This window comes from Caldibacillus sp. 210928-DFI.2.18, from assembly GCF_020554505.1.
GTDB lineage: Bacteria > Bacillota > Bacilli > Bacillales > Caldibacillaceae > Caldifermentibacillus > Caldifermentibacillus hisashii.
This window is the reverse complement of sequence record NZ_JAJCHL010000258.1, coordinates 1-275: the sequence shown is the minus strand read 5'-3', so window position 1 is coordinate 275 and position 275 is coordinate 1. Positions and strand designations below refer to the sequence as shown.

Here is a 275-nt window from a genome sequence, read left to right as displayed (position 1 = left end):
ACCATCTCCCAGTTATTGAGCGACCACGCCTCTTTCTTTAGTTCCGTGCTTAAACTGAATGTATCAGGTAAACGGGAGATAAACGATAATTTTTGTTGTTGAATTTCCGCCAGATTCTCCGTTGTAATTAATGCAGAATCGGCCTGATAAATGAGATTTTTCCAATCTTCATTGGAAAGGATTTTTCTCATCTTTTGAATGAACGCCACGTTCCAAGATTTATCCGAAATATTCCCATTTTCTACTTTTGCAAGGATCGGAATTCGTTCAGGTGT

The 275-nt window shown here is 38.5% G+C and carries 1 pseudogene; it reads right to left on the bottom strand.

Features of this window, described 5'->3' with window-relative positions:
- Positions 1–275 (bottom strand): annotated as a pseudogene (locus LIZ98_RS17800) (IS1634 family transposase); the annotation flags it as partial.